The organism is Stenotrophomonas sp. FSL W7-1447 (assembly GCF_037966425.1).
In the GTDB taxonomy this organism is placed as follows: Bacteria; Pseudomonadota; Gammaproteobacteria; order Xanthomonadales; family Xanthomonadaceae; genus Stenotrophomonas; species Stenotrophomonas pavanii.
In genome coordinates this window covers 2,076,001-2,098,665 of sequence record NZ_CP150199.1, presented here as the reverse complement: position 1 = coordinate 2,098,665, position 22,665 = coordinate 2,076,001, and the positions used below count along the sequence as shown (strand labels likewise).

Here is a 22,665-nt window from a genome sequence, read left to right as displayed (position 1 = left end):
ACATCCGTCAGCCCTCCCGTGATGGCAGCGCCAGCGTCCAGCGGCGCTGCAGTGCGTCATGTAACCGATTACATCCCTTGCTAGCGTAGCGCTCGCCCGATTCCGGCCGAACCTGCGAGGCAGTCCGTAATGACGTTGCGCGCCGAACGCTCCAAGGTCTCCACCCTGCATGTCCCGTTGCGCCCTGCCGCCGCCCTGTTGCTCTTCGCCCTGGCGTCCTCCGCACAGGCCCAGACGCTCCCGCCGCGCAGCCAATGGCAGGCCAGCAGTTCCTCGCAGCAGGTGCCGGCAATGGCGATCGGCCACCTGATCGACGGCGACCCGAAGACCGTGACCGGCGGCGCCTTCAGCCCCGGCCACTGGTTCCAGATCGACCTGGGCACGCCCACCCTGCTGGCCGGCGTGCGCCTCACCTGGGATGTCTCCAATCCGGAAGGCTATTCGCTGCAGACCTCCCTGGACGGCACGCAGTGGCAGACCGCATACACGATGGCCGATTCACTGGGCGACGTGGAAACGCTGTACTTCGCGCCGCGCCAGGCGCGCTACGTGCGGCTGGCCAGCCCGCAGCGGACCTCCGACTGGGGCGTGTCCCTCTTCGAGATGGAGCCACTGGACAGCACGCTCAGCGCACGCGTCAGCGGTGTGGATGCAACGCAGGCAGCCGCGCTGTGGCAGGGCGGCGCTGCCGTCGCGATTCCCGTCGGGAAGGCAGGCGCCCATGCGCTCGAGATCACCTTGCCCCGCGCCCAGCCCTCTGCCGCCCTGCTGGTCGAGTGGGCCGATGGCGCGCGTGGCGCTGCCCGATTGCAGGCGCAGGACAGCAATGGTCGCTGGCACGACTGGGCACATGATGCGCAGGCGGCCAACCATCGGCAAAGCTGGCTGGCCGCCACTGTGGCGCAACCGGTGCGTGCGTTCCGGCTGAGCGTGGACGGCGCTGCACCCCGGGCCGCGCGGTTGCGCCTGCTGGGCCCGAAGGCGGTGATGACGCCCATGAAGCAGTACCAGATCGCCGCCAGCGGCGCGCAGCGCGGGCTGTTCCCGGCGTCACTGCAGATGCAGCAGACCTACTGGACCGCCGTCGGCGTGCACGCCGGGCGACAGAAATCGATCTTCGACGAGTACGGCAACATCGAAGCCTACAAGGGCGCACCGCTGGTGCAGCCCATCTGGCGCAGTGCCGATGGCCGCGCGGCGGGCGCCGCCGAACGCCCCGTGCACCACGCCCTGCACGATGGCTGGAAGCCGATGCCTTCGGCCACCTGGTCGCCGCAACCCGGGCTGGAGCTGCGCAGCGAGGCCTTCGCGCTCCAGCGCGACGGGCAACCGGTCACCTTCGTGCGCCATCGCCTGCACAACACCGGCAGCAGCCGGATCGATGGCACGCTCAGCCTGGTCGTGCGCCCGATGCAGATGAACCCGCCGTGGCAGAACGGCGGGCTGTCGCCGATCCGCGAGGCCGCCGTCGATGGACAGGCCGTGCGCATCAACGGGCGCACGCTGCTGCAGTCGCTTACGCCAGTGACCGCATCCGGCGCGGCGCCGTTCGGCGACGACGGCGCAACGGAAATCACCGCGAACATCGCTGCCGGCCAACTGCCTTCCACGCAGCAGGCGCGTGATGACCAGGGCCTTGCCTCGGCTGCGTTGAACTACCGGGTGTCGCTGGCACCGGGCAGCAGCGACGCCATCGTGGTCGCGTTCCCGCTGGGCACTGCCGCCGCCGATGCCAACGGCATGCTGCCCGAAGCACCTGCGCTTGATCTGGCTGCGCTGCCCGACGATGCCAATGCCGCGTTCGACGTGCTGGCCACGCAGGCCTCCGCCGACTGGCAGGCACGGCTGGGCCAGGTCGGCCTGCGCCTGCCCGATCCCTCGCTGGTCGACATGCTGCGCGCACAGGCCGCCTACATGCTGATCAACCAGACCGGCCCGGCCATGCAGCCGGGGCCGCGCAACTACAACCGCTCCTTCATCCGCGACGGCATGGCCACCTCGGCAGTGCTGCTGCGCATGGGTGAAGCGCGTGTCGCGCGCGACTACCTGGCCTGGTACAGCGAACACGGCGTGCATGCCAACGGCCTGGTCTCGCCAATCCTCAACGTCGATGGCAGCGTCAACACCGGCTTCGGCTCAGACATCGAGTACGACAGCCAGGGCCAGTACGTCGCTCTGGTGGCCGACGTTGCACGCCTGGATGGTGGGCCAGAAACAGTGCGCGCCTACCTGCCCAAGGTGAAAGCCGCGCTGCGCTTCCTGCAGGAACTGCGCGAGCGCACGCTGGTGCCCGGTTACAAGGCTGACCAGCCTTCGCCGGAACGGTTTGCGGGCATCCTTGCGCCGTCGATCAGCCATGAGGGCTATCCATCACCCACCCACAGCTATTGGGATGACTATTGGGGCCTGAAGGGCTGGCACGACGGCGCGTGGCTGGCCGAGGCCCTGGGCGACCACCAGACCGCTGCCTGGGCGCGCGAGCAATACAAGCTGCTGTACGACGCACTGCATGCCTCGATCCGGGCAACGATGGCGTGGAAGGGCATCGACTTCATTCCGTCGTCGGCCGATCTTGGCGATGGTGACCCCACCGGCGTCTCGATTGCATTGGACCCGACCGGCGCGCAGAGCGTACTGCCGGCCGAGGCACTGCGGACCACCTTCGCACGTTATCTGGATGACGTGCGCAAGCGCAGCCAGCCCGGTGCGCTGTACGCCTACACCCCGTACGAGATCCGCAACGTGCTGAGCTACGTGCATCTGGGCCAGCCGCAGGCGGCCGATGAGCTGCTGCAGGGGCTGCTGCATGACCGGCGCCCGCTCGAGTGGCAGGTGCTGGCCGAGGTCGTGCATTCACGGCTGCGCTTCCCGCGCTACCTGGGCGACATGCCGCATACCTGGATCGGCGCCGAATACGGCCGCACGCTGTTCGGCATGCTGATGCGCGAGGACGATGACGCACTGTCGCTGCTGCCGGGCACGCCCCCCGCGTGGGTGGCGGGCGATGGATTGGCAGTGGAACGCCTGCCGACGGCGTATGGCACCTTGCAGATGCAGGCGCGGCAGCGCGACGGCGTATTGACGGTGGCGCTGGGCAAGGGCTTGCGCAGCAGGACGGCGGTGAAGGTGTGGTGGCCGCAGCGGACGATGCCGAAGACGGTGCGTGTGGATGGGCGCAGCGTTTCCGACTTCGATGCCGAGGGCGTGCGCCTGGCGAAGCCGTTCAAAACGCTGGAGGCGCGTTGGTGAAGCAGCCGAGCATGGCTTGGCTCTACAAAGCGGGGATCGCCCGCGCCACGCCCGGTGTCATTGCAACGTTGGCAACCCCGGCGGATTGGTCTGCGACTGTGGCACGGCTTCCTCGGCCACATTCCAGCGTGCCAGCGCCTGCGCGTAGGTGCCGCTGCCGATCTGGGTGTTCAGCGCCTGCGTCACCGCGTCGGCCAGGCCGCTGCCCTTGCGCGTGGTCACCGAGATCGCTGCGGCATTCGGCCAGCCGCCAGGGAACAGGCCCACGCGCCGCACCTTGCCGTCGCGCGCCGAATAGGCGCCGGTAGCATTGGGCTCGAACGAGACATCGGCACGGCCGGTGATCACCGCCAGCCGCCCGACCACCGCGTCATCGAAGTACTGGTATTCCACGGGCTTCAATCCCGCTGCGATGTTCTGCTGGTCCCACTGGCGCAGGATCTGGTCCTGGTTGGTGCTGGCACCGACCACCACCTTCAGCCCTGCCACATCGGCGGGCTTTTCGATTTTCTGGATGGGCCCGTCGCTGCGCGTGTAGATGCCCAGCAGGTCGTAACGATAGCTGGAGAAATCGAACTTCTTCTTGCGTTCCTCGGTGACCGTCACGTTCGACAGCACCGCATCGTACTTGCCCGACTCCAGCCCCAGTGGCCAGTCGGCCCAGGCCACCGGCACGATCACCAGCTTCAGGCCCAACGCATCCGCAATCAGCCGCGCGATGTCCGGTTCGACGCCGACCACGTCCTTGCTGTCGGCGCCGTAGTCGGCCAGCGGTAGCTGCCCCGGGTGGGTCGCCACGGTGAATGCGCCCGGTGTGACGAAGCGGTAGCCCGCGGGAATCAAGGCCTGCGCCTTCGGGTCAAGCGTGCCCCTCAGCACGGCGGTGTTGGTACCGGCCAGGCTGGTCGCGGCCACAGCGGCAGCCTCCGGGGCCTGGCGCACGCGCGAGTAGACGATGCCGGCGATGCCGATGACCAGCACCCCCACGATCAACAGGGTGCTGCGCGAGGGGCGACGCGGTGCTGCAGGGCTCATGGTGTTCCTTCCGGGGTTACAGGGTCTTGGCCAGGAAATCGGCGGTGCGTTGCTGGCGCGGGCGCTCGAACAGGGCCTCGGGCGTGCCCTGCTCGATCACCCGTCCCTGGTCCATCATCACCACGTGGTCAGCCACGCGGCGGGCGAAGCCCAGTTCATGGGTGACGATCACCAGCGTGGTGCCGGAACGGGCCAGCTCTTCGATCACGCTCAGCACTTCGGCCACCAGCTCCGGGTCCAGCGCCGAGGTCGGCTCATCGAACAGCAGTACCTTCGGCTGCAACGCCAGCGCGCGGGCGATCGCGATGCGCTGCTGCTGGCCACCGGACAGCTGGCGCGGGAAGGCATCGGCCTTGTCGGCCAGGCCGACCCGTTCCAGCAGCGTGCGCGCCTGCTGCTCGGCCTGCGCGCGCGGCACACCGCGTACTGCGATCGGCGCTTCGATGATGTTCTCCAGCGCGGTCAGGTGCGGGAACAGGTTGAAGCCCTGGAACACCATGCCCACTTCGGCGCGCCGGCGGCGGATCTCGCGTTCGGGCAGCTCGTACAGGGTGTCGCCATCGCGACGGTAGCCGATCAGCTGGCCACCGACGGTCACGTAGCCGCTGTCGGCGCGTTCCAGGTGGTTGATCAGCCGCAGCAACGTGGACTTGCCGGCGCCGGACGGGCCGATCAGCACGGTCACGCTGCCGGCACGCAGGTCCAGGTGCACGTCTTCCAGCACCGGCTGATCGCCAAACACCTTGCCCACGCCGTGCAGCGACACCGCCGCCCCGTCACCCGCTTCCACCTGGGTGGCGATGCGCGGGCGGTTGATCACGCGGGGCGCACCATCACCGGACCGGCGCTGCGGCGATGACACCCGCGACACCGAACGTTCGCGTTGCAGCTGCCCGCGTGCGAAGCGTTGCTCCACGCGCCGCTGCAGCAGCGACAGCGCGGTCAGGATCACCAGGTACCAGACCGTGGCCACCATCAGCAGCGGCACCACTTCCAGGTTGCGCCGGTAGATCACCTGGACGGTGTAGAACAGCTCCGGCAGCGCCAGTACGTAAACCACCGAGGTGCTCTTGGCCAGGCCGATCACATCGTTGAACGCGGCCGGCAGGATCGAACGCATCGCCTGCGGCAGGATGATGCGCCGCACCTGGCGCGCACGCGGCAGCCCGAGCGCGGCGGCCGCCTCATACTGGCCATGATCGACCGAGAGGATGCCACCGCGGATCACTTCGGCCGAGAACGCGGCCTGGTTCAGGGTCAGCCCCAGTACCGCGGCGGTGAACACGCCGATCAGCTGCGTGGTGGGGTACGAGAACAGGCTGATGCCGGTGAACGGAACGCCCAGCTCGATGGTGCTGTACAGGTAGCCCAGGTTGTTCAGCAGCAGCAGCAACACCAGCAGCGGGATCGAGCGGAACAACCACACATAGCCCCACGACACCGCCGACAACAGGGGTGAGCCGGACACCCGTGCCAGTGCAAGCAGGGTGCCCAGCGCGAAACCGAGGCCGGTACCGAGTGCGGTCAGCAGCAGCGTCCGGCCCAGGCCTTCCAGCACCGGGCGTGCGAAGAACCACTCGGCAAAGGTGCCCCAGCCCCAGCGCGGATTGCCCAGCACCGATTGCAGCCCGATCAGGATCAGCGCCAGCGCCAATACCGTGCCGACCACCTGCAGCGGGTGCCGGGCCGGCACGATCTTCAAGGCAGGTGCGGGTGCCGGCCGTGCGCCGATCCCATCCAGCGCCGTCGAGGGCGTGCTCATGCGTGGACCCCGTGCAGCACCGCCTGCACAGGCGCAACGACAGGCGCGGGCGCCCGCAGGTGTTTCTCGAACGGCAGGTGCGCGATGGATTCCGGGTCCGCGTCCAGGTCGAACAGCGCGGTGTAGCCGTGGCTGAGGTAAAGGCCGACCGCCTCGGGCTGGCGGAAGCCGGTGGTCAGGAACACCCGCCTATAGCCCTGGCGCGCCGCCTGCTCTTCCAGTTCCTGCAGCACGCGCCGGGCGATGCCCTGCCGGCGCAGCCCGGGCAGCGTCCAGATCCGCTTGAACTCGGCGGTGTCCGGATCGCGGTGCGGCATGAAAGCACCGCCGGAGATCGCCACACCGTCGCGCAGCAGCAGTACGAAGGCCCCTACCGGCGCGGCAAATGCCTGCGCCGGGTAGCGCTGCAGTTCCTCGCGGGCGCTGCCGCCGATGCGTCGACGCACATCGGCGTAGCGACTGTCGTATTCCTGCTCCAGGCCATCGAACAGCGGCCGCGCCAGCGGGTCATCGACCGAGGTATAGAGGAAGCGTTCGTCGTGGCTCATGTCACGTCCTTCACCAGGTAGTCTTCGGCCAGCCGCGCCCACAGGCTGGCGGCGGGGGCAATGGCCGCGTCGTTGAACACATAGCGCGGGCTGTGCAGCGGTGCACTGTCACCGTTGCCGACGAACACGAAACTGCCCGGCCGCGCCTGCAGCAGGAACGCGAAATCCTCGCTGGCGGTGCGCGGCGCGAAGTCGGGCACCACCTGGCCGGCGCCGAAGCCCTGCACCGCCACCTTGCGGACGTAGGCGGTCTGCTGCGGGTGGTTGATCACGCTGGGGAAGCCGCGCGGGAATTCAATCTCGGCGCGCGCACCGAACGCAGCGGCGGTGTGCTCGGCAAGTTCCGTGACCCGGCGTCGCAGCGTGTCGCGCACCTCGGGCAGGTAGGCGCGCACGGTCAGCTTCAGCTCGACCACGTCCGGAATCACATTGGCGGCCTGCCCACCGTGGATCGAACCGACGGTCACCACGCCCATCTGCCGCGGGTCGACATTGCGCGACACCACACTCTGCAATGCCGTGATGATGTGCGCGGCGACCAGGATCGGGTCCACGCTGCCCTGCGGCTCGGCCCCGTGGCCGCCCTTGCCGATCACTTTCAGCCGCGCCCAGTCAACCGACGCCATCGCTGGGCCGTCGACGAAGCCGAAGTGGCCGACCGGTACGCCAGGCCAGTTGTGCAGCCCATAGATCGCATCCACCGGGAAGCGCTCGAACAGGCCGTCGGCGATCATCTTCGATGCACCCGAACCGGTTTCTTCCGCAGGCTGGAACACCAGCTGCAAGGTGCCGTCGATATTGCCGTGATGGGCCAGGTAATGCGCGGCGGACAGCAGGATGGCGGTGTGACCATCGTGACCGCAGGCATGCATCAGCCCGTCGGTCTGGCTGGCGTAGGCCAGCCCGGAGTCTTCGTGGATCGGCAAGGCATCGATGTCCGCACGCAGCCCCAGCCGACGACTGCCCTGCCCGCGTTGCAGCGTGCCGACCACGCCGGTGCCACCGAGGCCGGTGGTCACGTCATAACCCCATTGCTGCAGAAGTTCGGCCACGCGGGCGCTGGTGCGATGCTCTTCGAAGGCCAGCTCCGGGTGCCGGTGCAGGTCTTGGCGGATCGCGATGGCAGCCTCGGCGCGCGCCGCGATCTCCGGCAACACGCCAATCGCTGGGGAACTCCGCCGGGCCTGGCCCGGTGCTACCGCAGTTTCTCCGCTCATTGCCCTACCCCACCTTCCGCGCCGGTTCGGCGTCGGTCGCATACCGGCTGGCCTTGTACGGCAGGCCCAGATGCTCGCGCAGGGTCTGCCCTTCCAGCTCGCGCTGGTGGTAGCCGCGCGCCTGCAGGATCGGCAATACCTGGGTCACGAAATCGTCCAGGCCCTCGCGCTGCGCGGCAAAGCCCAGGATGAAGCCATCGCTGGCACCGGCGTCGAACCAGCGGATCAACTCATCGGCCACGTGCTCCGGCGTACCGATGAAGTTGGGTCGCGGGCTCACTGCCTCCAATGCCACCTGGCGCAGGCTCAGCCCCTTCTCGCGCGCATCCTGCTTGATGCGATCAGTGGTGGAGCGGAACGAATTGCTGCCGATATCGCCCAGTTCGGGGAACGATGCGTCAGGGTCGTACTGGCTGAAATCATGGTGATCGAAGAACCGGCCCAGATAGGCCAGCGCATCCTCCAGCGTCGCCAGTGCGGCAATTGCCTGGTACTTGGCCTCGGCCTCCTCGGCCGTGCGGCCGACGATGGGGCCGATACCCGGAAAGATCTTCACGTCGTTGCCGCTGCGGCCATGGGCGATCGCCGAGTTCTTCACCTTCTGGGTGAACGCGCGGGTTTCTTCCAGCGACGGCGAATGGGTGAACACCGCATCGGCGTACTTGCCGGCCAGCGCGATGCCGTCATCGGACGAACCGGCCTGGAAGATCACGGGTTGGCCCTGCGGCGATCGCTGGATGTTGAGCGGGCCTTCCACCTGGAAGAAGCGGCCCTTGTGGTCGAGCCGGCGGAATTTCTCCGGTGCGAAGAACGTGCCGCTGTCGCGCTCGCGCACGAACGCGTCGTCATCCCACGAATCCCACAACCCCTGCACCACCTCCAGGTATTCATCGGCGATCTGGTAGCGCAGCGCATGCTCCGGATGGGGGCGGCCGTAGTTGCGGCCAGAACCTTCCAGTGGCGAGGTCACCACGTTCCAGCCGGCGCGGCCGCCGCTGAGCAGGTCCAGTGAGGCGAATTGACGGGCGACGGTGAACGGATCGCTGTAGGACGTCGACAGCGTACCGGCCAGGCCGATCTTCTTCGTCGCCGTAGCCAACGCCGACAGCAGCGAGATCGGCTCGAAGCGGTTGAGGAAGTGCGGGATCGACTTTTCGTTGATGTACAGGCCGTCGGCCACGAAGCCGAAGGCGATGCCGTTGTCTTCGGCGGTGCGCGCGATGTCGATGTAGAACTGCAGGTTGACGCTGGCATCGGCCGGGTTGGACGGATGCTTCCAGGCGTGCATGTGGCTGCCTGGGCCCTGCAGCATGATGCCGAACGGAATGTAGCGCGGGGTCGTGCTCATGGGAATCGCTCCTGCGGGTCAGGCCACCGCCGCGCGTGGCGCAGGCGACAGCAGTTCGAGGGATGTCAGGCGTGCATCGAGGTCGGCCACCGGCGCATCGAGGATGAACTCGCCCACGCCGAAGCGTCGGTGCAGCGCATCCAGTTCGTCGCGCACCTGTTGCGCATCGCCGGACAGCACGCTGGGCCGTGTTTCCTCGATGCGGAAGTCCGCCACGCCCACCTGGCGTGCGTACTCGGCAGCCGCCTCGGGGCTGGGCAGGTTCACCGTCTGCCCCGGGCCAAGGTGCAGCTTGTAGACGCGCAGTGCGCCGATGTGACGTGCAGCGGCTTCGGCCGTCGGGGCAGCAAAGGCCACCGTGGCCAGCAGCGGGGGCTGCGTAGCGGCACTGCGATAGGCATCGAACGCGGCCTCGATGTGCTTCGGGTCACCATCGAAGTGCGCGGCGTACACGAAGCGCCAGCCCAGCGCGGCCGCCTGCCGCGCGCTCTGCGGACTGGCACCCAGCAGGAACCGCTCCGGTGCCTGTTGCGGAACCGGCCGCGCCAGCACCTCGCTTTCGGCGCCGGAAAGATAGCCTTCCAGATCGCGCAGTTGCTGGTCGAAGTCGGCAAACGCCGGGCGCCCTGCCGCCAGCGCGGCGGTCGATGCCGGCAGGCCGCCGGGTGCCTTGCCCACGCCCAGGTCCACGCGTCCCGGCGCCAACGCCGCCAGCAGGTTGAAGTTCTCGGCCACCTTGTAAGGCGCGTAGTGGCGCAGCATGACCCCGCCGCTGCCGATGCGGATGCGCCGGGTCTGCGCCAGCACCCAGGCGGCCAGCACCTCCGGCGCAGGGCTGGCCAGGGTCGGCGCGGCGTGGTGTTCGGCAAACCAGTAGCGGTGGTAACCCAGCTGCTCGGCGCGCTGCGCCAACAGCAGGCTGTTGCGCAGTGCCTGCTCCGGCGAGGCCCCGTCGGCCACCGGGCTCTTGTCCAATACGCTGATCAGGTAGCTCATTGACGCGTCCTCGCTCAGGGATGGGCCACGGGGATGCCGAGCAACCCGTTCAGCGCCGCCAGGATCGGCTCGGCACCGGAGACGTACTGGCGATCCTTGTGGGCGCCACTGGCCAGCGCGCTGTGCACGCCCTGCGGCAGCACCAGCTTCGGCAGCGACTGGTCCTGCTCGCCAATCTCAGCGATCACCTCGCGACGCGGCCGTGCGAAGCCGATGCGACGTACGTCCAGCTGCGCGTCGAGGCCTTCGATGCTCGACAGCGCACCTTCCAGCAGCAGGCTGTGCCGGCAGAAGAAACGCTGGCCGGGAATCTGTCCGTCCTCGAACTCGCGGTCCAGCAGGAACAGGATGGGTTTGCTTGCTGCGTCGAGCGTCACTGGGGGGTCCTCATCTTGGGCGGCCATGCGATGCCGCTTCGATATCGATGCTAGAGATGCCAGCGGTTGCGGCGGCGATGCCTGGCGACAATCGGCGGTCAGATCCGGCCATGCAGATGCGCCTTCGCCATAAGAAAAGCGCCGCCGGTTATGGCCTCAGGCAATGCGCCGCAGCGGCGTCGGCGGCGCCAGTCCCTGCGTGGCCAGATGCGCGGCGGCACGCTCGGTCGCCAGCGCGATACGCGCCTGCAGGGCCGCGCTGCTGACGTGCTCGCCGTCGAAGTCAGCCGGCGTGGCATACACCCCGATCGGCAGCGTGTGCGCCTGCAGGAAACTGAACAACGGCCGCAACTGGTGGTCGATCACCAGCGCATGGCGCTCGCTGCCCCCGGTCGCGGCCAGCAGCACCGGTGTATCCACCAGCGCCTCCAGCCCGATGAAGTCGACCAGGTGCTTGAACAGTCCCGGGTACGATCCGCGGTACACCGGCGCGGCCACCACCAGCAGGCCAGCGCCCTCGATGGTCTGCAGCGCCTGCTCCACCGCCGGCTCCGCTTCATCGCGCGACAACGACTGCCCCAGCGAGCGGGCGATCGGCGCCAGCTCCACCCGCTCCACGCTGGCGTGCACCCGCTGCTGCAGCGACGCCAGCAGATGCCGCACCAGCAGCAGCGTGCGCGATGTCGCCGAACTGGCCGGTGAGCCCACCAATGCAACCACCCTCAATGCAGAAGACATGAACTGCTCCTCGATGATGGCGGCCCCTGTCCGGCCGCCTTTCGCGTTATGTAGAGCCGAGCCATGCCCGGCTGCTTCCCGCCTCAGAACCGGTAGTTGATCCGCCCGTACCAGAACGCCCCGATCCGGCTCAGCACATCGCCCGAATCCCAGGTCGTCTCGATGCTCGCCACATCGGTGGCACTGCGTGCATACGCGGGCACCTTGCGCGTGCGCTTGTCGAACACGTTGTTGATGCCCAGCGCCGCACTCCAGCCTGCGCCCAGCTCCACGGCGCCGGAGAGATTGGTCACCAGCACCGGCGGCTGCTTGTACTCAACGCCGTTGTTCAGGCGCTTGATCGGTCCGTAGTAGGTGAAGTCGACATTCGAGCGCCAGCGCCCGTTCTGCCAGCCCAAGCCCGCCACCTGGGTGTAGCTGGGCGTGCGGAAGCGCAGCGCGTATTCGCTGCTCTTGGTCAGCAGGTTGATGTTCGGCAGCCCCTGCAGCGCCGCCGGAATGTCGCTCACCTTCTGGATGGTGGTACGCCCGACGTTGGCCGCGTAGCTCCAGCGCAGCTTGCCCCACGCGGTGTCCTGGTTGGCTTCCAGGGTCAGCTCGACACCGCGTGTGCGGGTATTGCCCACATTGGTGAAGTAGCTGGCGTAGAACGCATCACCCGGCAGGATGCTGATGCCGGCGGAACCCAGCAGCGCATCGATGGTGTTCTTCTGCGCCGCACTCAACACCGTACCGCTGTTGTCGGTGATGCGCGCCGGGTCCTGCGCGTTGTAACCGATCTGGCTGGACTGGCCGAGCTGGCCGCGGATGTCGATCTGGTACGCATCCACGGCCAGGTGGAACGCAGGGCTCGGGTCCCAGGTCACGCCCAGGCTGTAGTTGGTGGCTTTCTCGGGCTTCAGCGGCGTGGCACCCAGCGCAATCGCTGCCGGCGAAGACACCTGCGCCACCAGCGTGGTACCGCACGGGCAGCTGCCGGTGGCCTGGTAGTACTGCGCGCCGAGGCTGGGCGCATGGAAACCATTGCTGACCGTCGCGCGTACACCCAACGCGTCGGTGAAGTCGAAGCGCGTGGTCAGGCGGCCCGTGGACACGCTGTCGAAGTCGGAATGATCTTCCCAGCGTGCAGCCGCATCCAGATACCAGCGCGAGGTGATGTTGCTGGCCGCGCCCACATAGACCGCCTTGCTGTTGCGCGTCGCCTTCACCGCATCGGCGGTGGAGTAGCCCACGAACGCGGCGGCGCCGAAGCCGGTGTACGACTCCCACTGTCCGGCCCCGCGTTCGTACTGTTCGTGCTGGTACTCGGCGCCTGCGCTCACTTCCAGCGGTGACGCAAAGGCGGCCACCTCGAAGCCACGGCGCAGGTCCAGGTTGGCGATGCCCTGCTGGTAGTCCAGCTTGCCGTCATAGAAGTCAGTGGGCGATCCGGGGTACGGCAACGAGTAGTTCACCGAGTTGCGGGTATAGGTGCGCACCGTGCTGCGGTTGCCGGTCAGGCTGGCGTCGTAGTCCCAGCCTGCCACCTGCCCTTTCACGCCCGCAGTGCCGGTGTACTGCTTTTCCTTGGTTTCCAGCACGGGCAGGAAGCCATCGGGAAACACGCTCAGCACCCCGGGCGCCTTGTAGGTGGTGAAGATGGTCGCCGGCAGGCGGAAGTTCTGGATTGCCTGCGCGGTGCGATCGCTGGCCGTGGCGTTGGCGTAGAACTGCGCGTTCTCGCCCAGGCCATGGCCCGCATTCACTGCGAAGGCCTTCAACGCGTACGACGGCGAGCTGAGGATGATGTTGGCCTCCGCATCGCGGCCGGCCTCGGCCGGGTTCGGCGACGCACCCGCGGGCAACCGGTTGTTCGGGCGCAATGCCACCCGATTGCCAGTGGCATCCACCGCCGGGTAGCTCAGGTAACCGTCGATGTAGCGGCGGCTGCGGATCGCATGATGCTGGCGGGCGGTTTCACCGGACAGATTGACGAAGCCGTCCTGGCCCCATGGCAGGCCGACGTTGGCGCGCACACTGGTACGCGAACCGTCTCCATCGATGCTCTGCCCGCTCTCAACCGACAGGTCACCGCCATGCGCCTGCGACTTCAGGATCACGTTGACCACGCCGGTGATCGCGTCCGAGCCATAGATGGCCGACGCACCATCGCGCAGCACCTCCACATGGTCGATGGCCGACACCGGGATCAGCGCCAGGTCAGCCCAGGCGTGGCCCGGAAAGCCGCCGCCGTTGGCCCCACTCACGTACGCGCTGGCATTGCGGCGCTTGCCGTTCACCAGTACCAGCGTGTAGCCCGGTGACAGGTTGCGCAGCTGGTAGCCACGGATCAGGCTCTCCTGGTCGCTCTGGTAGCCGCCGATCTGGCTCAGCGACGGCAGCGCACGTTGCAGCGCTTCCAGCAGGTTGGCCTGCCCGGTGGCGGCCAGGTCTTCGGCAGAGATCACATCGATCGGCGTGGAGCTGTTCTTCACGGTGCGCGTGCTGGTACGCGAACCGGTCACCACCACCGCATCCAGCGTGGACGCAGCCACGTTGGCTGTCGTGGCGGTGGCAGCGGGATCGGCATCGGCTTCGGCCGCGTGGCCAGGCGATGCGGCCAGAACGGCAGCGATCAGGACAGCAAGGGGGCTCAGGACAGGGGCGTGGGCGGCAGGCATGGGGGCTCGTGGGGTGGGCCGGAAACACGCTTCCATTCAAGGGCCTGTTCACCCGCGGCAACAGGCGGGATCGCGTCACCCAACCGTCATATCCGGCCAGCGACATGACGGCTGGTAATGACGTTAGGCAGGCGTGCACAGCACGCGCATGGGACGGCGATGGGCAGTCGACGTTGGATGATGTGCGGCGGGTGGTGGGCGACCGGCGGCGGTCGGCAACCGACGGGGTAGAGTCGACTGTTAGTCGACTGCTGTTGGCGATACCGCCTGGAAGCCCGCGCTGCGCGCGATAGTCGACTAACAGTCGACCCTACCCCCGTCGGGCGCCCCCAGCCAGGAATGCCCCTCGTGCACATGCTCCACAGGCATCACCTCATGCCCGCGCGCCACTCAGCGCCGCGCACCGCCACCCGTAGCATCTAGCCATGCCCAGCCCCTCCGCCGATCCCAGCGCACCGCTCGTCGCCATCGTCGCCTGCCACGGCCAGGGGCTGTTCGAGTTCGGCTGCGCGGTTGGCCTGTTCGCGCCGGTGCGGCCGGAACTCGGCGTGGCCTGGTACCGCACCCAGCTGTGCGCGGGCGAGCCCGGCGCGCTGCGCATGCTCGGTAATGCGCAGGTGCAGCTGCCCTACGATCTCAGCACGGTCGATGACGCCGACATCATCGTCATCCCCGGCTGGCGCGAGCCCAGCGAACGTCCGCCACAGGCGCTGCTCGATGCACTGATCCGTGCGCATGCCCGTGGCGCGCGCATCACCTCGATCTGCTCCGGCGCCTTCGTGCTGGCCTGGGCCGGGCTGCTCGATGGCCGCCAGGCCACCACGCACTGGCGCCTCACCGAAGCACTCGCACGCGACTTCCCGCGCATCGATGTGCGCGAGGATGTGCTGTACGTGGATACCGGCAGCATCATCACTTCGGCCGGCTCGGCCACCGGCATGGACATGATGCTGCACATGGTGCGCAAGGATTACGGCGCGCGCGTGGCCAACCTGGTGGCCGAACGGCTGGTGCTGGCACCGTGGCGCGACGCCGGGCGCAGCCAGCGCGTCAGCCGCGCCATTCCCCACGGCGAGCCCACCCGCTTGGCAAAGCTGATGGAATGGATGCGCCGCAACCTGCGCGAGCCGCACTCGCTCGGCAGCCTCGCCGAGCAGGCCGCGCTCAGCCAGCGCACGCTGCAGCGGCAGTTCCTGGAGGCCACCGGCCTGTCACCCATCGACTGGCTGATCCGCGAGCGCGTGGCCTTCGCGCGCGAGCTGCTGGAAACCACCGACCGGCCGCTGCAGTGGATAGCAGAACAGGCCGGCTTCGGCTCGCAGGAGTCCTTCCGCCGGCACTTCCGCGGCCAGGTCGACGCCAGTCCTGCCGAGTACCGCAACCAGCACCGCAGCGGTCTCGGTGCCGACCGCCTGGTGGGCTGTTGACCCAGTGCGCGGTGCCAGGCGTGGCGTGAGCAAAGCCTCACGACGGTGCGGGCTTGTGTGCGTATAGTGACGTGCGTCACAAGAAGCCCCTTCCATGCTCCATGCATTTGCTTACTCCAGCCGCATGTCGGCTGGGCTGTCCAATCACGCCCTCCGCCAGATCGTCTTGCAATCTGCCGCGTTCAATCGCCGGGTGGACGTTACCGGTGCGCTGATCGTCGACGGCCAGCGGTTTTTCCAGTACATCGAAGGCCCGCCCGACGGCCTGGCGGCGGTCAGGCGCCGCATCCAGGACAGCCGTTCGCACGCGGCCGTCGCCCCGGTACTGGACATGGCCATCAGCGCGCGTGCCGTTCCGTACTGGGCGATGACCCACATCGAGACCGGGCAGATCGTGGTGTCCGGCCTGGTGAATGCGCGCTGGGACGAGTTCGGCCACGCCATCCCGGGCATGGACCAGCTCGTCGGCCTGCTCCGTCCGCATTTTCCACGCGTCGGCAGCGTCGGCGCGCCACCCGCAAACGCCTGATACACACTGAACCGTCGCCTTGCACGCGCACGCCGCCGCGGCCGCGCGCTGCGTTCAGGCGTCATCATCCAGATCCCCCTTCCCATCGTCTTCGCCACGCCCATCGCATGCCCGTACCCGCCCACCCTGCAACGGAAACACGCGCATCGCCTGCCGACCTGTTCGAGGTCATCGTCGTGCGTGCAGGCACCGTCCTGTTCGCCATCGACGTCCAGGCGGCGGTCGAAATTCGCGGTCCGGAGAGATTCGGCCCTGCAGACCTCCATGGCAGGGCGACCCTGGAGGTCCGTGGGCAACCGTTACCCGTCGTCGACCTGCGCCGCATGAGCGGCCAACCGGCATTCGGGGGTGGCAGCCCGGCCATGCTGTTGATCAACGCCGGCACCGCACCCCTGGCGCTGGCCGTGGATGAAGTGCTGGAGATTGAGGCACCCGACGCGACCACACGCGTCCCCGAGCGTGCCGCGGGCCAATCGTTCGGCTTCTGCAGCGGGCACATTCAACTTGACCCGGCGCGCTCGGCTGCACTGATCGAACCGGTGGCACTGCTGGCCGCACTCGCCACGCAGGGGTGACCGGTGGCGTCTCAGGATCGTCCTGCCAAGGCACGGTTTCGCAGCCTCCAGCACTGCGCGGCAAAGCCGATCACGAACACCACCAGGCAGGCCAGCAGGGTGTGCAGCACCACCGGGGCCATCGGCGCCGCTGCAATCGGATGCGCTGCCGGCAAGCGGGTCAGCGTTTCGTTGACGCCGGGCACCAACGAGAGCAGGAAGCTGAACGACAGTGCGAAGGTCGACAGGTAACGCGCGGCGCGCCCCAGCCAGCGCAGCCGCGCGGCCAGCACGCCGCCGAATGCCACCAGCAGCACGACCACCCCGAACGCATGGCCCGGATTGAGCCCCCCGGTGCTGGAGACGGTGAACGAGGTGGCCACCGACAGCACCAGCCCCACCAGGTACAGCTTGCCCGCGCGGGTGGCGGGATCGATTGCGCGGTGGCGGATGAAGGCATACAGGCCGCTCAACACCGGGATCAGGCTGACAGCGGTATGGATCACGCCGAGCGTGGACAGAGGGTGCGACATGGGATATCTCCGGAACAGTATGAACCTACTAGTAGGTAGACATTGGACTCAAAAAGAAGGCCCGCGTCGCCGCAGGCCCACCACACATCGTTCAGGTCGCCGCGCTCACCCGCGCGATGGCCAGCCGTGCCAGCGCAGCGAAGGTCGCCGCGTCACCAAAACCGCGCGTGGCCAGCATCGCGCCATGCACCGATGACATGAAGGCCTTGGCCTCGTCCGCCGCCGCCCCCTGCAGGCGCAGTTGCCCAAGCGCCGCACCCTTTTCCAGGGTGAGGGCCAACCAGCCACTCAGGTCCTCGAAATGTCCACGCACTTCCTCGGCAATTTCCGGCGGAATCATCGGCGCCTCGGCTGCCAGCATCGCGCAGATGCAGAACGAGGACGTCCCCCCTGCAATACAGCTGGACCAGTACTCCACATACGCGTTGAGTTCCTGCAGCGGGTCGTCGAGCTGGCGATCCAGCAGCGCCAGGCCCTCGCGCGCCTCGGCCCGGTACAGCTCGACCACCGTGCGCACCAAGTCCGCCTTGCTGGGGAAGTGGTGATGGATGCTGGCCTTGCTGATGTTCACCCGCGCCGACACGTCGGCGTAGCTGAAGCCGTTGTAGCCACCGGCCTCCAGCAGCGCACGGGCGTGGGCCAGGATTTCCTGGGCCTTGGGCGAGAGCGATTCCTTCATGCATTCAATCTACTAGTTGGTAGACTCGCCTGTCAAGCCCCCGGGAGTTCGCGCGGAAAGACCGGCACCGCATTCGCACGACCTGGGCACTGCGGCAACCGGCCGACTGCCAGTGAAGCGATCAGCAACCGCCGTCAGCAGCCCCTTCGGTAATGAACCAGCGCTGGAACCCCTCGATCGCATCGGGCATCAGCGCGCGGGCGCGTTCGCAGACCAGCGCTTACGCTTCACGGAGGGCGCTGATCGCATCCGGCTGCGCACACAACGCCATCGCCACATCCGACGCGTCCAGCATTGCCAGGTTCACGCCCACGCCCACCGGCGGCATCAGATGCGCCGCATCGCCGACCAGGGTCACGCCATCGCGCGGGGTCCAGCGGAAATCCGCCGGCAGGCTGTAGATCGGCCGCCGCACGAAGTCCGTGCAGGCCTCCAGCACGCGCCGAAGATTCGGGGCCCACCCGGCATAGCTGCCTGTCACCAGCGTCCGCATGCCGTGCTGCGCGATCCGTGCATCGAGCCACTCGGAGGAGCGCTTCAGCGCCGCATACACGCAGAGCCGATCACGGCTGTTGCGTTGCACGAACAGGGCCTCCTCGCCGCCAAAGCAGAACAGGCTGCCCTGCCCGACCATCGCTGAGATGTCGGCTGCTGGCCGCTCGATCCAACCCTCGAAGAAGGTAATGCCGGTTGGCAGCGGCTCGCACGCACTCAACGCCGCGCGCACTTTCGACCACGCGCCATCGGCACCGATCACGATGTCCGCCTCGTGCTCCACGCCGTTGGCGAAGCGCAGGCGGTGGCCGCCCGCCTGTGCAGGGACGAGCTCGGTCAGGCGGTGGCCCCACTGCACCGCGTCCGCCGGCAGCGCATCCATCAGCAGTTGGCGCAGATCGCCACGGTCGATCTCTGGCTTGTCCTTGCTCCCTTCCGGCCCGAACCCACCGGTGGTGATCACCCCGGACCACGGGTCGCCCGTTCGCGCCTCCTGCCCCTCGTGGCGCGCCACTGCGCGGAAAGCCTCCAGCAGGCCCGCGCGCTGCAGCGCCACCTGGCCGGAATCGTCGTGCAGATCCAGTGTGCCGCCCTGCGTGCGCTGCTGCCCGGACGCTTCGCCCTCGTACACGCGCACGCGGTGGCCGCCGCGATGCAGGATCAGCGCAGCGGTCAGGCCAGCGGGGCCTGCGCCGATGATGGCGATGCGGGAAGGGGGTTGCATGGCGCGATCCAGATTAGTTGACACGTCAACCGTAGACTTGAGCTGTTGACATGTCAACCCTGTCGCGGCAACGTGGGGCCATGAGCTCTCCCCGCATCACCCCCGACGAATGGGCCGCCTGGCGCGGCTTCCGGCGCATGGCCGAGATCACCTCCGGCCGCATCGTCCAGGACATCACCCGCAGCACAGGCCTATCCAAAGCGGACTTCATCGTGCTGATGGAGTTGAGCCAGGCCAAGGATCGCTGCCGCCGCCAGCGCGAACTGCTGGACTACCTGGAATGGGACAAGACGCGCCTCTCGCACCAGCTGACCCGCATGGCCGGCCGCGGGCTGATCGAGCGCGACACCGACAGCGACAACGTCGTCCTGATCCGCATGACCGCAGAAGGTCACGCACAGCTGCGCGCGGCACGGCCGGTGCACGTCGCCGGCGTCCGCCAGTATTTTCTCGACCATCTCGCCGCCGATGATCTGGCCGCCCTGCAGCGCATCACGGACAAACTGCATGCCGCCCTGCAGGACGGCGAGAACTGAAGCATCGCCCCCGGTAGTGCCGGCCGCTGGCCGGCAACTGCAGTCACCCAACGCCACTGGCATGCCGGCCAGCGGCCGGCCCTGCCACGGTCGCAACTCCATGGGCTGGATTTGACATGCAGGCATTTACCTGCATATAGTCCATCCCAAGGGCGGCACCTGCCTGCCCACGCGAGGAACCTGCAATGGTGGATATCGCACACCGGGTCGGCATCAAAGCCCCCGCAAGCCAGGTGTACCAGGCCCTGGCCACCCCCGAAGGCGTGGCGGCCTGGTGGGCTGAAGACACCCACGGCGACCGTGAGACCGGCGGCACGGTCAAGGTCCGTTTCACCAACAACGGCCAGGAAATCGGCGCCATGGAAATGCAGCTGGAACAGCTCATTCCCGGCGAGCTGGTGCTCTGGAAGTTCCTCGCCGGCCCCGCCGAATGGATCGGCACGCATGCGCGTTTCGCACTGAAGCAGGAGGGCGACTACGGCATCGTGCTGTTCACCCACGAAGGCTGGAAGGAACGCGTGGAGTTCACCTCCCACTGCAGCACCAAGTGGGCGGTGTTCCTGATGAGCCTCAAGGCGCTGCTGGAAACCGGCAAGGGCCAGCCCAACCCGCACGACATCAGGATCGACAACTGGAACTGAAGACATCCCGCATGAATGCAGACAAGGTGTTCAAGGCCTTGGCCGACCCTACGCGCAGGACGCTGCTCGACCTGCTCTGCGAGGACAACGGCCAGACGCTGGGCCAGCTGTGCGAACACCTGGACATGGCCCGGCAATCGGTCACCCAGCACCTGGGCCTGTTGGAAGACGCCAACCTGATCAGCACCGTGCGCCGTGGCCGCGAAAAGCTGCACTTCATCAATCCGGTGCCGCTGCATGAAGTCTACGAGCGCTGGGTAAGCAAGTTCGAGCAGCAGCGCCTGAGCCTGCTGCATGACCTGAAACGCGAACTGGAAGGAGAGTGACGATGTCCGCAGAGACTACCCGCTTCATCCACGTGATCTATATCGCCTCCACGCCACAGAAGGTGTTCGAGGCCATCACCCGCCCCGAGATCGCCAGTCGCTACTGGGGGCATGAGAACGTCTCGGACTGGAAGCCCGGCTCGCGCTGGCAGCACGTGCGCGCCAACGAAGCGCGCTCGGTCGAGCTGGTCGGCGAGGTGGTGGAAAGCACCCCACCCTCGCGGCTGGTCATCACCTGGGCCGCCGCCTCTCAGGCCGACAACCCGGATGCCTACAGCCGGGTCACCTTCGACATCGTGCCTTACCAGGACATGGTGCGGCTGACGGTGACCCATGAGGAGCTGGAACCGGGTAGCGGCATGGATACCGGCATCCGCCAGGGCTGGCCGATCGTGCTGTCCAGCCTGAAGTCGCTGCTGGAGACGGGCAAAGGCTTGGATGTGTTTGCGAAGCCAGCGTAGCCGTCGGGATGGTTGGCCCGCGCGAGCGGCACCGGGCAGACGGCCCCCGGTCGCCGCCGCCGTCCAATACCCAATCACTCCCAAAAATTGAATTTCATGGAACAATAGGGAGCACATGGTTCTCGAGTTCCGATATGTCCCCCGCGTTGCTAACCGTCGAACAGGCTGCCCAGCAGCTCAGCCTGCACCCCAAAACCGTCCTGCGGCATATCCGTAGCGGCCAACTGCGCGCGACCCGCATCGGCAAGTCCTATCGCATCACCGCTGAAGACCTCGACATGTTCACCGGCACCGTGCGTGAGCCCTCCGCTGCGCGCCCACAGATGACCACGGTGGTCGACATTCCCGGATGCGGTGCGGCACGTGCCGCCGACCTGGTCCGTGCCCTGCATGCGCGCGTCACCGGCCGCGCGGCCGACGATGAGCCGCTGCGCATGGAGACGATCTATTCGCCTGAGCACGATGTGCTCAAGCTGATCGTGATCGGTGGCCTGGCAGGTTCCACGGCACTGCTGGTCAGCCTGCAGCGTCTGCTGCAGGACCGCAGCGCATGAAGCGGCAGCGCCCCGGCATTCCCACCCAGCGCGTACTTGCCGCCTACCGCCAGGTGCTTTCGGACTGGCCGGTACCACACGAATCGCACCATCTCGCCACCCGCGCCGGTTCGACATTTGTGGTCAGCTGCGGCCCCGAACACGGCCCTGCCCTGGTGCTGCTGCATGGCACCCTCAGCAATGCCGCCAGCTGGATGTTCGATGCCGCACGTTGGAGCGAGTACTACCGCGTGCATGCCGTCGACATCATTGGCGAACCGGGTCTCAGCGAAGGCACGCAACCTGCGCTGGACAGCGATGCGCATGCGCAATGGCTGGATGATGTCCTCGACGCACTCGGCGTGGAAAGCGCTGCATTCGTGGGCCTGTCGTTCGGCGGTTTCCTGGCAATGGACTACGCGTTGCGAAGGCCTGCCCGGGTCAACGCACTGGTCCTGGTCAGGCCCTCGGGTATCGGGCGCCAGCGTGCATTCCTGCTCAAGGCGCTCCCACTGTTGCTGCTTGGCCGATGGGGGCGTGAGCGCCTGCGCCGTGCGGTCATGGGCCCCGCGCCACTGCGTGCACCTGCACGTGCGCAGCCGCTGCTCGACCTGCTGGCATTGATCCGTGCCGAGGTCCGGCCACGTCCGCTGCGCATTCCCCGTATCAGCGACGAGCGCTTGGCTACGTTGCATCCACCGGCAGCCCTTGTCATGGGCGCGCGTGATGCCCTCATCGATACCCCTGCCGCCGCCGAACGCATGAAACGGCTCGTCCCGACGGCGGACGTCACCCTGCTGGCAGACGCCTACCACTACATCCCCGGCCTGCGCGAAGACATCCTCGCCCGGCTGCGTCGCCTGCAGAGCCTCCGGCATGAATGATTCCATTGAGAACATCGGCACCATCCGTCTCCTGCGCATCGAGCCGCAGGGCCCGACACTCGATGCCAACGGCCTGCGCGATCTGGTCGGCGATGCCCTCGGGCATCAGGCCGAGTGGATCGCCGTGCCGGTGCAACGCCTCTCTCCGGACTTCTTCGAGCTGCGCTCCGGCATGGCCGGGCAGTGGCTGCAGATGCTGGTGAACTACCGCCTGCACTTCGCCGTCCTGGGCGATGTCAGCGCCTACCGCGCACAGAGTGAATCGCTGGACGCGTGGATCACCGAGTGCAACCGTGGTCGCGATGGCTGCTTCGTGGCCGATTGGGATGGCCTGCTGGTTCGCCTTTCGGCCCCCGCCAGCGCGGGCTGAACGCCAGCCCCACGCTCACCCTCACCGAACCCGGTTCCGACTG

At 67.6% G+C, this 22,665-nt stretch carries 23 protein-coding genes; 11 read left to right on the top strand and 12 right to left on the bottom strand.

Annotation, left to right across the window (positions count from 1 at the left end):
* The first annotated feature begins 129 nt into the window (after positions 1-129).
* On the top strand, positions 130-3,249 hold the full coding sequence (locus tag NSQ78_RS09920) for a discoidin domain-containing protein (RefSeq protein ID WP_339208520.1): 3,120 nt from the start codon (positions 130-132) through the stop codon (positions 3,247-3,249).
* A 57-nt stretch (positions 3,250-3,306) separates the two neighbouring features.
* Here the strand turns inward: NSQ78_RS09920 and NSQ78_RS09915 are convergent, their stop codons facing one another.
* The 9 genes from NSQ78_RS09915 to NSQ78_RS09875 form a co-directional block, all read right to left on the bottom strand.
* Positions 3,307-4,284, bottom strand: coding sequence for an ABC transporter substrate-binding protein (locus NSQ78_RS09915; RefSeq protein ID WP_064238309.1), 978 nt, complete (start codon positions 4,282-4,284; stop codon positions 3,307-3,309).
* 16 nt (positions 4,285-4,300) lie between these two features.
* Complete coding sequence (locus NSQ78_RS09910) at positions 4,301-6,046, bottom strand: amino acid ABC transporter permease/ATP-binding protein (RefSeq protein ID WP_080473122.1); 1,746 nt, start codon at positions 6,044-6,046, stop codon at positions 4,301-4,303.
* The gene (locus tag NSQ78_RS09905) at positions 6,043-6,594 is read right to left on the bottom strand and encodes a GNAT family N-acetyltransferase (RefSeq protein ID WP_064238307.1); all 552 of its coding nucleotides are present in this window, start codon (positions 6,592-6,594) and stop codon (positions 6,043-6,045) included. Before NSQ78_RS09905 ends, NSQ78_RS09910 begins: the two co-directional genes overlap by 4 nt.
* Positions 6,591-7,811, bottom strand: a complete 1,221-nt coding sequence (locus NSQ78_RS09900) for a M20 aminoacylase family protein (protein WP_080473121.1) — start codon at positions 7,809-7,811, stop codon at positions 6,591-6,593. Before NSQ78_RS09900 ends, NSQ78_RS09905 begins: the two co-directional genes overlap by 4 nt.
* 4 nt (positions 7,812-7,815) lie before the next feature.
* Entirely contained in the window at positions 7,816-9,159 is a 1,344-nt protein-coding gene (locus tag NSQ78_RS09895) for an LLM class flavin-dependent oxidoreductase (protein WP_064238302.1), read from the bottom strand.
* Positions 9,160-9,177: 18 nt separating this feature from the next.
* Positions 9,178-10,155, bottom strand: a complete 978-nt coding sequence (locus NSQ78_RS09890; protein WP_053462766.1) for an MsnO8 family LLM class oxidoreductase — start codon at positions 10,153-10,155, stop codon at positions 9,178-9,180.
* Positions 10,156-10,169: 14 nt separating this feature from the next.
* Positions 10,170-10,532, bottom strand: a complete 363-nt coding sequence (locus tag NSQ78_RS09885) for a DUF3088 family protein (protein ID WP_049471349.1) — start codon at positions 10,530-10,532, stop codon at positions 10,170-10,172.
* 156 nt (positions 10,533-10,688) lie between these two features.
* Positions 10,689-11,270, bottom strand: a complete 582-nt coding sequence (msuE, locus tag NSQ78_RS09880; RefSeq protein ID WP_049471246.1) for an FMN reductase — start codon at positions 11,268-11,270, stop codon at positions 10,689-10,691.
* 83 nt (positions 11,271-11,353) lie between these two features.
* Positions 11,354-13,930, bottom strand: a complete 2,577-nt coding sequence (locus NSQ78_RS09875) for a TonB-dependent receptor (protein ID WP_064238300.1) — start codon at positions 13,928-13,930, stop codon at positions 11,354-11,356.
* A 425-nt stretch (positions 13,931-14,355) separates the two neighbouring features.
* Between NSQ78_RS09875 and ftrA the strand changes: the two genes are divergently transcribed.
* The 3 genes from ftrA to NSQ78_RS09860 all read left to right on the top strand — a co-directional run bounded on the left by ftrA (position 14,356) and on the right by NSQ78_RS09860 (position 16,461).
* Positions 14,356-15,357 (top strand): transcriptional regulator FtrA, encoded by a 1,002-nt coding sequence (gene ftrA, locus NSQ78_RS09870; RefSeq protein WP_149901933.1) that lies wholly within the window; start codon positions 14,356-14,358, stop codon positions 15,355-15,357.
* 94 nt (positions 15,358-15,451) lie between these two features.
* On the top strand, positions 15,452-15,886 hold the full coding sequence (locus NSQ78_RS09865) for a BLUF domain-containing protein (RefSeq protein ID WP_049471242.1): 435 nt from the start codon (positions 15,452-15,454) through the stop codon (positions 15,884-15,886).
* Positions 15,887-15,993: 107 nt separating this feature from the next.
* Complete coding sequence (locus NSQ78_RS09860) at positions 15,994-16,461, top strand: chemotaxis protein CheW (RefSeq protein ID WP_149901932.1); 468 nt, start codon at positions 15,994-15,996, stop codon at positions 16,459-16,461.
* Between the two features lie 11 nt (positions 16,462-16,472).
* On the opposite strand, the gene NSQ78_RS09855 is transcribed toward NSQ78_RS09860, so the two are convergent.
* The 3 genes from NSQ78_RS09855 to NSQ78_RS09845 all read right to left on the bottom strand — a co-directional run bounded on the left by NSQ78_RS09855 (position 16,473) and on the right by NSQ78_RS09845 (position 18,871).
* On the bottom strand, positions 16,473-16,973 hold the full coding sequence (locus NSQ78_RS09855) for a hypothetical protein (protein WP_058982594.1): 501 nt from the start codon (positions 16,971-16,973) through the stop codon (positions 16,473-16,475).
* Positions 16,974-17,064: 91 nt separating this feature from the next.
* Entirely contained in the window at positions 17,065-17,652 is a 588-nt protein-coding gene (locus tag NSQ78_RS09850) for a TetR/AcrR family transcriptional regulator (RefSeq protein WP_149901931.1), read from the bottom strand.
* A 220-nt stretch (positions 17,653-17,872) separates the two neighbouring features.
* Positions 17,873-18,871 carry an NAD(P)/FAD-dependent oxidoreductase gene (locus tag NSQ78_RS09845; protein ID WP_198422403.1) on the bottom strand — a complete coding sequence of 333 codons (999 nt, stop codon included), beginning with the start codon at positions 18,869-18,871 and terminating at the stop codon, positions 17,873-17,875.
* Between the two features lie 80 nt (positions 18,872-18,951).
* Here NSQ78_RS09845 and NSQ78_RS09840 point away from each other — a divergent pair, with 80 nt between their 5' ends.
* From NSQ78_RS09840 to NSQ78_RS09810, 7 genes are all read left to right on the top strand, one after another.
* A complete protein-coding gene (locus NSQ78_RS09840) occupies positions 18,952-19,407 on the top strand; it encodes a MarR family winged helix-turn-helix transcriptional regulator (RefSeq protein WP_188238389.1) in 456 nt (151 codons plus the stop codon).
* A gap of 185 nt (positions 19,408-19,592) precedes the next feature.
* Positions 19,593-20,048 carry an SRPBCC domain-containing protein gene (locus NSQ78_RS09835; RefSeq protein ID WP_149901929.1) on the top strand — a complete coding sequence of 152 codons (456 nt, stop codon included), beginning with the start codon at positions 19,593-19,595 and terminating at the stop codon, positions 20,046-20,048.
* 11 nt (positions 20,049-20,059) lie between these two features.
* Positions 20,060-20,374 carry a metalloregulator ArsR/SmtB family transcription factor gene (locus NSQ78_RS09830; RefSeq protein ID WP_149901928.1) on the top strand — a complete coding sequence of 105 codons (315 nt, stop codon included), beginning with the start codon at positions 20,060-20,062 and terminating at the stop codon, positions 20,372-20,374.
* A gap of 2 nt (positions 20,375-20,376) precedes the next feature.
* Positions 20,377-20,835 (top strand): SRPBCC family protein, encoded by a 459-nt coding sequence (locus NSQ78_RS09825; RefSeq protein WP_149901927.1) that lies wholly within the window; start codon positions 20,377-20,379, stop codon positions 20,833-20,835.
* A gap of 134 nt (positions 20,836-20,969) precedes the next feature.
* Positions 20,970-21,389 carry a helix-turn-helix domain-containing protein gene (locus NSQ78_RS09820; RefSeq protein ID WP_149901926.1) on the top strand — a complete coding sequence of 140 codons (420 nt, stop codon included), beginning with the start codon at positions 20,970-20,972 and terminating at the stop codon, positions 21,387-21,389.
* Entirely contained in the window at positions 21,386-22,252 is an 867-nt protein-coding gene (locus NSQ78_RS09815) for an alpha/beta fold hydrolase (protein ID WP_339208507.1), read from the top strand. Before NSQ78_RS09820 ends, NSQ78_RS09815 begins: the two co-directional genes overlap by 4 nt.
* Entirely contained in the window at positions 22,245-22,622 is a 378-nt protein-coding gene (locus NSQ78_RS09810) for a DUF4180 domain-containing protein (protein WP_149901925.1), read from the top strand. Before NSQ78_RS09815 ends, NSQ78_RS09810 begins: the two co-directional genes overlap by 8 nt.
* Positions 22,623-22,665 lie beyond the last annotated feature (43 nt).